10 protein-coding genes and 1 pseudogene are annotated in these 12028 nt (G+C 42.3%); 7 read left to right on the top strand and 4 right to left on the bottom strand.

Features of this window, described 5'->3' with window-relative positions; all coding sequences use genetic code 11:
* Positions 1–117: pseudogene (locus AALA56_RS10180) on the top strand (IS982 family transposase); the annotation flags it as partial.
* A gap of 336 nt (positions 118–453) precedes the next feature.
* Here AALA56_RS10180 and guaA read toward each other — a convergent pair.
* Complete coding sequence (gene guaA / locus AALA56_RS05805) at positions 454–2019, bottom strand: glutamine-hydrolyzing GMP synthase (protein WP_369909171.1); 1566 nt, start codon at positions 2017–2019, stop codon at positions 454–456.
* A gap of 147 nt (positions 2020–2166) precedes the next feature.
* Here guaA and AALA56_RS05800 point away from each other — a divergent pair, with 147 nt between their 5' ends.
* From AALA56_RS05800 to AALA56_RS05780, 5 genes are all read left to right on the top strand, one after another.
* Entirely contained in the window at positions 2167–2871 is a 705-nt protein-coding gene (locus AALA56_RS05800) for a GntR family transcriptional regulator (protein WP_369909170.1), read from the top strand.
* A 78-nt stretch (positions 2872–2949) separates the two neighbouring features.
* Positions 2950–3282 (top strand): putative DNA-binding protein, encoded by a 333-nt coding sequence (locus AALA56_RS05795; protein ID WP_369909169.1) that lies wholly within the window; start codon positions 2950–2952, stop codon positions 3280–3282.
* Positions 3283–3293: 11 nt separating this feature from the next.
* On the top strand, positions 3294–4850 hold the full coding sequence (gene ffh / locus AALA56_RS05790; RefSeq protein ID WP_369909168.1) for a signal recognition particle protein: 1557 nt from the start codon (positions 3294–3296) through the stop codon (positions 4848–4850).
* A gap of 13 nt (positions 4851–4863) precedes the next feature.
* Positions 4864–5376 (top strand): YqeG family HAD IIIA-type phosphatase, encoded by a 513-nt coding sequence (locus AALA56_RS05785; RefSeq protein WP_369909167.1) that lies wholly within the window; start codon positions 4864–4866, stop codon positions 5374–5376.
* Positions 5377–5393: 17 nt separating this feature from the next.
* Positions 5394–6245 carry a VanW family protein gene (locus tag AALA56_RS05780; protein WP_369909166.1) on the top strand — a complete coding sequence of 284 codons (852 nt, stop codon included), beginning with the start codon at positions 5394–5396 and terminating at the stop codon, positions 6243–6245.
* A gap of 27 nt (positions 6246–6272) precedes the next feature.
* Here AALA56_RS05780 and AALA56_RS05775 read toward each other — a convergent pair whose 3' ends face one another.
* A complete protein-coding gene (locus tag AALA56_RS05775; protein ID WP_369909165.1) occupies positions 6273–6950 on the bottom strand; it encodes a hypothetical protein in 678 nt (225 codons plus the stop codon).
* A 262-nt stretch (positions 6951–7212) separates the two neighbouring features.
* On the opposite strand from AALA56_RS05775, the gene xerS reads away from it, so the two are divergent.
* On the top strand, positions 7213–8283 hold the full coding sequence (gene xerS / locus AALA56_RS05770; protein WP_369909164.1) for a tyrosine recombinase XerS: 1071 nt from the start codon (positions 7213–7215) through the stop codon (positions 8281–8283).
* Positions 8284–8362: 79 nt separating this feature from the next.
* On the opposite strand, the gene AALA56_RS05765 is transcribed toward xerS, so the two are convergent.
* Positions 8363–10921, bottom strand: a complete 2559-nt coding sequence (locus AALA56_RS05765; RefSeq protein ID WP_369909163.1) for a pneumococcal-type histidine triad protein — start codon at positions 10919–10921, stop codon at positions 8363–8365.
* A gap of 13 nt (positions 10922–10934) precedes the next feature.
* Entirely contained in the window at positions 10935–11930 is a 996-nt protein-coding gene (locus AALA56_RS05760) for a metal ABC transporter solute-binding protein, Zn/Mn family (protein ID WP_369909162.1), read from the bottom strand.
* Positions 11931–12028 lie beyond the last annotated feature (98 nt).

Raw genomic sequence — 12028 nt, 5'->3', positions numbered from 1 at the left:
AATCTTTATGCTTTAAAATTTAAAGTGGAGGCAATCTTATTAACATACTCCTTACTACTTCATCAAAGTCAAATGGAAAATGGTTTTAGTCTAAGGTATTCACTTGCTTACGCTTAAGTAACTAGCACAACGGGTAATGAAATATAAAATATTTGATTTTAAAGGAGATAAAATGAATAGTGAATCTTTTGAAATCAATGTAAGTATTTTCCAATATAAAAAGTCTAAAACAACATAAAGTATTGTAGACTTATTGGTGAACTCTAGCTCAGTTCGTGTATTTTATATTAAAATTCATAATTGACAAAAAAATTTAATATAAAAAAACCTCACCAGAAAAATTCTGGTGGGGTTTTTGGTGGGGAACCAATCAATTTTGATTTATTTTTAACCTTTTATAATAACTGAAAATGCTGTTAAATCAACCATTTCACTTCAAATCATGTTTATAAATCATTCCCACTCAACAGTTGCTGGTGGTTTGCTGGTGATGTCGTAGACGACGCGGTTGACGTGGTCAACTTCATTGACGATACGAACGGAAATCTTTTGAAGAACGTCCCAAGGGATACGAGCAAAGTCAGCAGTCATACCGTCAATAGAAGTGATGGCACGAACGGCGATGGTGTAATCATAAGTACGACCATCTCCCATAACACCGACAGAACGCACACCAGTATTGACAGTGAAATACTGCCAAATATCACGCTCAAGCCCAGCTTTTGAGATTTCTTCACGCAAGATAGCGTCTGACTCACGGACAGTCTCAAGCTTTTCAGGAGTGATGTCACCCATGACACGGATAGCAAGTCCTGGACCTGGGAACGGCTGACGCCAAACGACCTCATCAGGCATGCCAAGCGCTGTCCCTAGAGCACGTACTTCGTCCTTGAAAAGGGTATTAAGCGGCTCGATAAGCTCAAACTGCATGTCCTCTGGCAGTCCACCAACGTTGTGGTGAGACTTGATGGTTTGCGCTGTCTCTGTCCCAGACTCGATAACGTCAGTATAGAGCGTTCCTTGTGCTAGGAAATCAACACCTTTTAGCTTGCTTGCCTCGTCGTCAAAGACATAGACAAATTCGTTTCCGATGATTTTACGTTTCTTCTCTGGGTCATCAACGCCAGCTAACAAATCTAGGAAACGTTTTGAAGCGTCCACACGGATGATGTTTAGTCCAAATTTTCCACCAAGCATGTTCATGACTTGATCGCCTTCGCCTTTACGAAGAAGCCCGTGGTCAACGAAGATACAGGTCAACTGGTCACCGATAGCACGCTGCAAGAGCACACCAACAACAGATGAGTCAACCCCACCAGACAAGCCTAGAAGGACCTTGCGGTCACCTACTTTTTGACGAATAGCAGCGATTTGCATGTCAATGAAATTCTCCATTGACCAATCACCTTTTGCTCCACAGATGTCAAAGGCAAAGTTATGCAAGATATCATTCCCAAACTCTGAATGACGCACTTCTGGGTGGAACTGAATACCATAGATACGCTTTTCGCTATCTTCGATGGCAGCATACGGACAATCAACAGAGTCCCCAACGAGGTGGAATGACTCAGGAATCTCTGTAACAGCGTCTCCGTGACTCATCAAAACCGTTTGCTCTTTAGGTGTTCCTTTGAAAAGCTTAGAGTCCGTTTTGACACGCAAGGTAGACTGACCGTACTCGCTATTACCCGCTTCAGAGGCAGGGACAACTTTTCCGCCTAATTTGCTGGTCAATAGCTGCATGCCGTAGCAAATCCCAAGAATTGGAATACCAAGTTCAAAAATTTCTTGGTCAATCCCAAAGGCATTGTCCGCATAAACAGAGTTTGGACCTCCAGATAGGACAATCCCGATTGGGTTGATGTCTTTGACTTCTTGAGCAGAAATCTTGTGGCTCTTTAGTTCTGAGAATACTCCAAACTCACGAATACGGCGAGCAATCAGCTGATTGTACTGGCTACCGTAGTCCAGAACGATGATTTTTTGCACATCATTCAATTGTTTCGCATTATCAATCATGTGTTTCCTTTCTTTTACGTTAGAAGCCTAACAGTTTATCTTCATTTTAGCATATTTTGCCAGAAATAGCAGTAGTCAATCGTATTTTTTTCTGCCTAAAAAAATGGTAAAATAGAGGAAAACTAAGCAAGACATAAAGGAGCAGATATGGTACCAGCTTATATTAGGATACATGATGTTATCAAAAAAGAGATTGAGGAGGAAAACTGGAAAATCGGTGAGCGTCTGCCAAGTGAGCGGGATTTGGCGGATAAGTTTTCTGTCAGCAGGATGACGCTACGTCAAGCCGTTTCGCTTTTGGTGGACGAAGGCATCTTGGAGCGCCGTGTGGGGAGTGGCACTTTTGTCGCTAGCAAGCGGGTGCAGGAAAAAATGTCTGGCACGACCAGCTTTTCTGATATTATCAAAGGACAGGGCAAAACACCATCCAGCAGACTGCTGTCTTACAAGCGAAAACTGGCTGACAAAACTGAACGTGAAAAGCTACAGTTAAGAGACGAGTCTGCCTATGTCATCCAGATGGAGCGGGTGCGCTATGCGGACGGTGTGCCCTTGGTGTATGAGGTTGCCTCTATACCTGAAGAACTCATCAAAAATATCGCACGAAAGGACATCACCGAGCAATTTTTCAAGGCGTTGACCAGTCATGGCTATGAGATCGGCAAGAGCAGCCAGACGATTTCAGCTCGCAATGCCTCAGAGCGTATCGCAGAAATTTTACAAACCAAGCGAGGCAGCGCTCTCTTGACCCTGGTGCAGGTCTCTTATTTTAAGGATGGCACACCTTTTGAGTATGTGCATAGCCAATATGTCGGTGAGCGCTTTGAGTTTTATCTGGAAAACCAAGGTTAGTTTACGTATATAAAATTATGTAGATTCTGTTTGTAAAAAAACTATAAAAGACCAGCATTTTTTGGTATAATAGAGGCTATGGAAATTGAAAAGACCAATCGTATGAATGCGCTTTTTGAGTTTTACGCAGCGCTATTGACCGACAAACAGATGAACTACATCGAGCTTTACTATGCGGATGACTATAGTTTGGCTGAGATTGCTGAGGAGTTTGATGTGAGCCGTCAGGCGGTTTATGACAATATCAAACGCACCGAGAAGATTTTAGAAACTTATGAGATGAAACTGCACATGTATTCGGATTATATCGTGCGCAATCAGATATTTGACGAGATTTTAGAGAAATATCCAAAAGACAGCTATCTACAAGAGAAAATCCAGCTACTAAGCAGTATTGATAATAGAGATTAGAGGAGAACATCATGGCATTTGAAAGTTTAACCGAGCGCTTACAAGGCGTCTTTAAAAATATCCGTGGCAAAAAGAAACTATCGGAAAAAGAAGTCCAAGAAGTCACCAAAGAAATCCGTCTCGCCCTTCTTGAAGCCGACGTTGCCCTACCTGTTGTAAAAACCTTTATCAAGCGTGTTCGTGAACGTGCGGTTGGTCACGAAATCATTGACACACTTGATCCGACCCAACAAATCGTCAAAATCGTCAATGAAGAATTGACGGAAATCCTTGGTTCTGAGACAGCTGAGCTTGAAAAATCGCCTAAAATTCCAACCATTATCATGATGGTCGGTCTTCAAGGTGCTGGTAAAACAACCTTTGCGGGTAAATTAGCTAACAAGCTCATCAAAGAAGAAAAAGCACGTCCCCTCATGATTGCTGCGGATATTTACCGTCCAGCAGCCATTGACCAATTGAAAACACTTGGTCAGCAAATCAATGTGCCTGTCTTTGATATGGGAACGGAACAGCCGGCCGTTGAAATTGTTCGTCAAGGTCTAGCACAGGCTCGTGAAAATCGCAACGACTATGTCATCATCGATACGGCTGGTCGTCTGCAAATCGATGAAAAACTCATGCAGGAACTGCGTGATGTCAAGGCTCTAGCTCAGCCAAATGAGATTTTGCTGGTGATTGACAGTATGATTGGTCAAGAGGCAGCAAATGTCGCTGACGAATTTAACAAGCAACTGGACATTACAGGGGTTGTCCTCACCAAGATTGATGGGGATACACGTGGTGGTGCCGCTCTGTCTGTCCGTGAAATCACTGGTAAGCCTATTAAATTTACAGGGACTGGTGAAAAAATCACAGATATTGAGACCTTCCACCCAGACCGCATGTCTAGCCGTATCCTTGGCATGGGGGACTTGTTGACCCTCATTGAAAAGGCTTCCGCTGAATACGATGAACAAAAATCAATGGAACTTGCTGAAAAAATGCGTGAAAACACCTTTGATTTCAACGATTTCATCGAACAGCTCGACCAAGTGCAAAACATGGGACCTATGGAAGATTTGCTCAAGATGATTCCTGGAATGGCAAATAATCCTGCACTGAAAAATGTCAAGGTGGATGAGCGAGATATTGCCAGAAAACGTGCGATTGTATCCTCTATGACGCCTGAAGAACGTGAAAACCCTGAGCTTTTAAACCCAAGCCGTCGCCGTCGTATCGCAGCAGGTTCTGGAAATAGCTTTGTTGAGGTCAATAAATTCATCAAAGATTTTAACCAAGCTAAGCAGATGATGCAAGGGGTCATGTCTGGCGATATGGACAAGATGATGAAACAAATGGGTATCAATCCAAACAATCTCCCTAAAAACATGCCAAATAACATGGATATATCAGCTTTAGATAGCATGATGGGACAAGGCATGCCAGATATGTCAGCGCTTGGTGGCAACATGGATATGAGCCAAATGTTTGGTGGGGGCTTGAAAGGAAAAGTGGGCGAATTTGCCACTAAACAAGCTATGAAACGTATGGCTAAAAAAATGAAAAAAGCCAAGAAAAAACGAAAATAAAAGGGATTTGTAAATGATTAAACATATTTTCCCTCAAACATACGCCAAGAGCGTGTTCGACATTGATTATCAGCAATTGTACCAAAAAGGGTATCATGCTATTATTTTTGACATTGATGCGACCTTAGTACCTCATGGTCGTGATATTACACCAGAAGTCGAGCAGCTATTTGACCAGCTTGTCGAGATAGGATTTTCTTTATTCTTACTCTCTAACAATTCAGACGAGCGTATCAGGCACTTTACACGTACACGTTCCCTGCCTTACATCCCACTAGCTGATAAACCCAATCCAGCAGCCTACCACAAGGCAGTTAAGCAATTGCAGGTAAAACCTAAGGAAGTAGTTGTTGTCGGAGACCAGATCTTCACAGACATCTTAGGAGCCAATCGAGCTGGACTGGATAATATCATGGTCCAATTTATTCCTCAAGAAAATGAGACAAAGTTGGGTAAAAAAAGGCGACTGGAAAAGCTTATTTTAGCTATTCATCGCTTGTTTTCAAGACAATCTTATAGCAATTAAAAGGAGAAGAGAGTTTTATGGTTATTGGTAATGTGGTCAAGTTTCTAAAAAAAGAGATCTTATTTTGTGATATCCATCCGATTTGTTATAACATTTCAACTCAAAAAGAAATTTTTAAGAGACATCTTCAAAATGCTAAAAGTAAAGATATCTTTGCACAAACATTTCAGGAGACCTTATTACCAGCAGTTATCTCAAGCTCTCAGTCTGCCCTCATCAAAACAGGTAAAGGCATAGACTCTGAACTCCAGTACAATAAAGCACTCAATATTGATATTGCTTCTCGTAAATTTAATCGTATTCTCATAAAACCAGGAGAGACCTTTTCTTTTTGGAAGATGGTCGGAAAAATTTCAGCTAAAAATGGTTATAAAGATGGGCGTGTTATTGTAGGTGACCAGCTGACAGCAGGAATAGGAGGAGGACTTTGCAACTTAGCAAATACTCTACACCTTCTCATTCTGCATAGCCCTATGGAAGTTGTCGAATTCCATAGTCATTCGGATGCCCTTGCTCCCGATGGTCCAAAGCGTATCCCCTTTGCAACAGGGACATCTGTTGGTTATAACTATGCGGATTATCGCTTTAAAAATCCTACTGACCAAGTAGTGCAATTACATATCTGGTGCGAGGATGAAACCTTGTACGGTGAGTTGCGCAGTGAAAAAGCGTATCCTTGGTGCTATCGATTGGTTGAAGAAGACCACCATTTTACTAAAAAAGGTGATAAATATTTTCGATTGTCCAAGATTTACCGTGAGCAACTAGACAGAGAAAGTGGAGAAGTCTTAGATAAAATACTCGTGTTGGATAATCACTCTGAAGTCATGTTTGATTATAGCCAAATTCCTAGTGAGCTTATCCGTTAAACATAAAAAAAACGACTGATACTAATATCAGTCGTTTTTAGCGTTAAGATAATCACAGACTTTATCAATCTGCTCTGCAAAAGTATCTCCAAAACAATGCTCAAAGAAAGCACTACCAATTGTGAACGCCCAAGGATTTGCTTCACACACTTCATCAAGACGCTCATAACTATCGATACTACCTGCAAGACAAACAGGAGCAGAAACTTCAGCCACAAAGCGTTTATTTAATAAGCTAGCATCACCTGTATAACGATAACCAAGTAAGTCAAATCCATAAACACCCTTGTCAAGATAGGACTTAGCCTCTCTAATCATCTCATCAATATCTCCCTCTAATATCGAAGGGCGACCTGTAATCTTACCTACAAAAGGCATGTATTTAAGATGATGTTGTTTACAAAAGTCATTGATAGAATCAAAGAAAACGGTTCCCATAAGAATATCAACACCACACTCAAGCGCCATTTGAGCACCCTCTAGGCATTCCGACTCCGTATAGGCAATGACCTCTAAAAAAGTGGTCTTCCCGCAGTCTTTCATATAAGCATAAAGTCGTTTCATCTCAGATAACGGAAGTGGCTTTTCCTTAAATCCCCAAAACTTAGCTTTTGTATGACGACAAGTCTCAAATATAGCATAGGCATCGCTGACGGTGCAGTCATTATGTGTTAACATCACAATCAATTCACAATCTGTAGTCATCGGCTTATTTAGCACCTTTCGATAAAACTTTCTTATTAAAAATAATACCATAAAAAAGAAGGATTGACTAGAAGAATTAACTTTCCCTCGAGAGTTGTTCCTAAGGATACTAACTAATCTAAAATGTATATCACTAATAAAATAAAGGAAGTAAATTTTCTTCATCTAATCTTTCCGAAAAACTGTAATTTTCTTGAAAATAAGATAGGGGTGTGGTATACTTCTCTTAAAGACAAATATCATGATTTTTAGAGGACATATTATGCGACGTGAATTATTACTAGAAAAAATTGATGAGCTCAAGGCGGTTATGCCTTGGTACGTGCTGGATTATTATCAGTCCAAATTGACCGTTCCTTACAGTTTTACGACGCTTTACGAATACCTCAAGGAATACCGTCGTTTTTTTGAATGGTTGATTGATTCAGACATTGCGCATTGTCAAAAAATTGCTGATATTGAGCTTGAAACTCTGGAACATCTTTCTAAAAAAGACATGGAGGCTTTCATTTTGTATCTGCGTGAGCGTCCCCTGCTTAACAGCAATACGACCAAGCAGGGTGTCTCTCAAACGACGATAAATAGGACATTATCCGCACTTTCTAGCCTTTTTAAGTACCTGACCGAGGAGGTAGAAAATGACGAGGGCGAGCCCTATTTTTACCGTAATGTCATGAAGAAAGTGTCCACCAAGAAAAAGAAAGAAACCTTGGCGGCTCGGGCTGAAAATATCAAGCAAAAGCTCTTTTTGGGCGATGAGACACAGGCGTTTTTGGACTATATTGAGCAGGATTATGCTACCAAATTATCAAAACGTGCCCTCTCCTTCTTCACCAAAAATAAAGAACGTGATTTAGCCATTATCGCACTTCTGTTGGCGTCTGGCATTCGCTTATCAGAAGCGGTTAATCTCGATGTCAAAGACCTCAATCTCAATATGATGGTCATCGAGGTCACCCGAAAAGGGGGCAAAAGAGACGCTGTCAACGTTGCCAGCTTTGCAAAGCCCTATTTAGAGCAATATCTTGCTATCCGCAAGGCACGTTACAAGGCTGAAAAGACAGATACCGCCCTCTTTTTAGCTGAATACCGTGGCAAGCCCAATCGTATCGACGCTTCTTCTATCGAAAAGCTGGTTGCCAAATATTCGCAAGGCTTCAAGGTTCGGGTTACACCGCACAAGCTTCGCCACACTCTAGCGACAAGGCTATATGACAGCACCAAATCACAAGTCCTAGTCAGTCATCAGCTTGGGCACGCTTCGACGCAGGTCACTGACCTCTACACCCACATCGTCAACGACGAGCAGAAAAATGCTCTTGATAAACTGTAAAAAAAAAAGACTTCTAAGTTTTATCTTAGAAGTCTTTTTTTGGTAGTTGTATTCTATTACATATTTTTAATTATGTAAACTATTCTTCGCTTGTCGCTTCTGCTTCACTGCTGCTTGTTGTTTGACTGCTGCTGTCTGTATCGCTATCGTCTGTCTCTCCAAATGGTTTTTGTTTTGCCATTGGGAAGTCGACTTTGGTACTAGAAGAGCTGTCTGTACTTGCTTGCGTACTTGTCTTAGTGTCAGCAGGTTTAGTCGTTGTAACTTCTGCTAGGGTATCAAGATTAACCGTCACTTTATTGCCGTTTGTCTGCGTGATAGTGGCTCGTTTATTAGCTTCAAAGTGAATAGCGTCAAGGGTGACTTGGTATTTGCTTGTGAGCTGATTGATTTTAGTTGACATGACATCACGGCTGTAGCCGTATTGTTGTGCCAACTGCGTGATTTTGTCTGTTTGTGTGTCTGCTGTTTTTGGTGTGGTATTTTCCGTGTTTGCTTTAAGGTCGAGACTAACGTCTTTGCCATTTGCTTGGAAAGTGACGTGACCGTCCGCATGCAGGCTCATGCTAGCGTAGGAAACCTTGTACTCAAGGGCGATATTGGTGAGTTTTTCATTGAGCGTATCAGCGCTCATGCCGTAGTCTTTGGCAAAACGGTCTAGGATATTGGTCATGTCTTGACTGCTCTTGCCAGAAAGAGCGATGGTGTCGTCTTGTAAATAGCTGAGCAGTGCCCCTGTCTCAATATCAACCGTTTGCTCTTTACCATTTTTATCCGTCAGACGAACTTGGCGTTTGTCCTTGAGGAAGGTCATGTGAGCGGGGCTGACATCATAACGTTCAGAAATGTCGTTAATCTTGTCCTCCAAGGTCTTAAAGTCCATCTTGTAACTTTCCGCTTGCTTACGAAGAACTTCACGTGTAGGCTTTGGCTTCAACTCTGGGTGCGCCAGCATATACTTGATGGTCGCAATCACGTCCTTTTCCAACCAATCATAAGAAATGACATGGTAGTGGTCATAGTGCGGCTGTACAAAGCCTTGCGGAGTGGCAGCGATGACATAGTAAAGGTCAGATGGCAAGTCCTTCAAAGGCATCTTCAACTCAGGTTTGATAGCTTCGATATTAGCGGGATAAAGGGCTGTCTTGGTCGTTTTTTGGTCTTTAAATTTCTCACGAATAGCATCCAACTCGCTGTCTTCTAAATCTTCCCAGCGGATATAGTGCAGGTGGTCACCGTGCTTAGCGATAATGGCTTGGTCAACCACATCCGTCACAGAGTCAATGCTCAAGGTATAGCCGTCAGAGGTTGTGTAAGGCTTGCCATCGCTACCTTGAGCAGACTTTTTGATGTTGTCTGGGATGAGAGTGCTTGTTGATTTGCTAGTGTTTGTAGAGGTGTTGGTTTGGCTTTCAGACTTGGTGTTTTGCGTCTGATTGTCGCTTGTCTTGCTATCTACTTTTGCTCCAGAGGCGAGAAGGCGTGTGATTTGCGCTTCTAGGTCTGACATTTGGCTGTAAGGGATAAAGTGATAGTGGTCGCCGTGCGGAATGACTGCCCCTGTTGCGGTAAAGCGGATAACCTTTTGCGGATCGTAGACGAGACCATCCGCTTCAACGTGACGGGAGGTCAATGGCTGAGCGTAGAGTTGATTAAGGAGAGTAGTTAGAGACGTTGAGTTATTGGTCTGTGGCTGCTCTTTTTGACTCTGCGCTTGGGTACTTGTGTGGGGCGTAGATGGCGCACTTGTTTGTGAATGATGTGTCGTCTGCGTGCTTTGGCTTGTATGCCAAGCGTGACCTTGTGTAATAGTTGGTGCAAAGTGTGTCGTTGAGGACGGCAATTGCGGTGTTGCTTTAGACGTACTATCTGTTTTTCTAAAAATAGTCTGTGCTTGGTGTGTTTGCTTAGCCCGTCCAGAAAGCCCATTCCAATAAGCTTGAGCAGCGGACAACTCGCTAGCAGACAGGTCTGACTTTGGAATATAGTGGAAATGATTGCCATGTGGCACTAGGAAAGCGTCTCCTAAGTCATCAATGACATCTGTCGGACTAAAGACGTAACCGTCATCGGTCGTATAGCGCCCTTGCGCTCTGGCTTGTTTAACAGATTTGCTCACTTGTTGTGTCGATTTACTGCCGTGTTTGTGGTGCCCTTTACCAGCCACTTCTGCTTTTGCTTCTTCTTGCTGCTCTTCGATTTGCGCCTTGGTGCGGACATTGACCCGCTTGCTGCCTTCTTTGAGATAGAGGTAGTATTTACCATTCACCTTGATAATATAGCCATCTCTCACTTCGTTGACCACATCTTCTTGCTTAAAGACATAGGATGGGTCGTTCATAATCAGCTCCTCGCTGATAATAGCGTCATAGGGCACCTTACCATTGTAATAGTGATAATGGTCACCGTGCGAAGTCACATAGCCGTCATCAGTGATTTTGATGACAATCTGCTCTGTTGAAATGCCTTCTTCCTTGCTGACCTCATCAGGTGTCTTGCCCTTGGTGTCAGAGACGATTTTGTGTTTCTTTGATTTGCCGCTATTGACATAGGAAATGCGATTGTTTTCGACGTGGCTTTCCTGTGCTTGATAGCGCCCAAGCTGGCTTGCAGAAGTCGGGAAAGCTAATAAAGTCAATTTTAGTCAGCTATTACAAAAAGCAATTCGGGAGGAATTGCAAGTTTAGTATTGAACGGTTTGAAGAACCGTTCTTTTTTATTTCAAAAAAAACAAATAAATGTTGACTCAGTACTTTGAGATTCTGCTCGATGTTTTCAAGCAGACTAAGATTATTTTGCGGATCAGCCTCAAGCGGACTTAGTACTTGAATACTAGCTCCAGTGCTGTGGGTAATGGTTTTGGCTGCCTTGGTCGAAATAGCATTTTCGACAAAAATCGTTTTGACCTTGTAGGTTTTGACAAATTCTTCTATTTCTGCCAGCTGTCTTGCGCTAGGTTCTTGGTTGGTCACGCTTGATATGCCCAACTGCTTGAGACCAAAGCGTTTTGCCAGATAGTAAAAAGCTGTGTGCTGGGTGACAAAATATTTAGACTTTGCCTTGGCAAAAATCTCCTGGTATTTTGCGGTCAAGTCCTTGGCAGATTTGCTGAAGTCGTCTGCATTTTTTTGGTAGGTCTTGGCATTTTTAGGATCCAGTTTTTTCAGCTGCTTGGCGATATTTTGCGCTTCATCAGCAAGCAAGATAGGGTCGTTCCAGCTATGAGGGTCGTATAGCCTTGCTGGGTCGATATTGTTGGTCACAGGCACATCCTCTAAGCCCTCTACCCTACTAAGTTTGAGCCCTTTAGCAGCTTCGATGACCTTGACCTTTGAACCTTGTAAGCTCGGGTCTAAACTTCCTGCCCATGACTCTAAAGTGTGAGAGTGATAAATAAAGACATCGGCACGATAAATAGCCTCCACATCAGCCGTTGACGGTTCAAAGTCGTGAATACCTTGACTGGACTGTATCATCTTGACATCGTTTAAGTCACTAGAGACAGTCTTTGTCAGCGCATAGATGGGATAAAAGCTTGTGACAATCTTGAGTTGTCTTGTTCCTTTGGTAGCGCTTGTGTTGGTATGACATCCCGCCAAACACAGTAGCAGACTTACTAGAACAAGAAAATACCATTTTGATTTCATTAGTCCTCCTTTTGATTAACCAGTTAATTAACTGGTTAAGTTTAATTTTAGCAAGTTTTAAGCTTTTGTCAATAGGCAAATGAAAAAACTTCAAGAAA

Origin of the sequence: Streptococcus hyointestinalis (assembly GCF_041225505.1) — a bacterium.
Lineage (GTDB): Bacteria > Bacillota > Bacilli > Lactobacillales > Streptococcaceae > Streptococcus > Streptococcus hyointestinalis_B.
Note: the sequence above shows the minus strand (reverse complement) of the source record. Positions and strands in the feature narration are given on the sequence as shown.

Bases quoted from the DNA above. Each gene is read 5' to 3' on its own strand.
- guaA (WP_369909171.1), bottom strand. From the start codon at position 2,019: ATGATTGATAATGCGAAACAATTGAATGATGTGCAAAAAATCATCGTT.
- AALA56_RS05800 (WP_369909170.1), top strand. From the start codon at position 2,167: ATGGTACCAGCTTATATTAGGATACATGATGTTATCAAAAAAGAGATT.
- AALA56_RS05795 (WP_369909169.1), top strand. From the start codon at position 2,950: ATGGAAATTGAAAAGACCAATCGTATGAATGCGCTTTTTGAGTTTTAC.
- ffh (WP_369909168.1), top strand. From the start codon at position 3,294: ATGGCATTTGAAAGTTTAACCGAGCGCTTACAAGGCGTCTTTAAAAAT.
- AALA56_RS05785 (WP_369909167.1), top strand. From the start codon at position 4,864: ATGATTAAACATATTTTCCCTCAAACATACGCCAAGAGCGTGTTCGAC.
- AALA56_RS05780 (WP_369909166.1), top strand. From the start codon at position 5,394: ATGGTTATTGGTAATGTGGTCAAGTTTCTAAAAAAAGAGATCTTATTT.
- AALA56_RS05775 (WP_369909165.1), bottom strand. From the start codon at position 6,950: ATGACTACAGATTGTGAATTGATTGTGATGTTAACACATAATGACTGC.
- xerS (WP_369909164.1), top strand. From the start codon at position 7,213: ATGCGACGTGAATTATTACTAGAAAAAATTGATGAGCTCAAGGCGGTT.
- AALA56_RS05760 (WP_369909162.1), bottom strand. From the start codon at position 11,930: ATGAAATCAAAATGGTATTTTCTTGTTCTAGTAAGTCTGCTACTGTGT.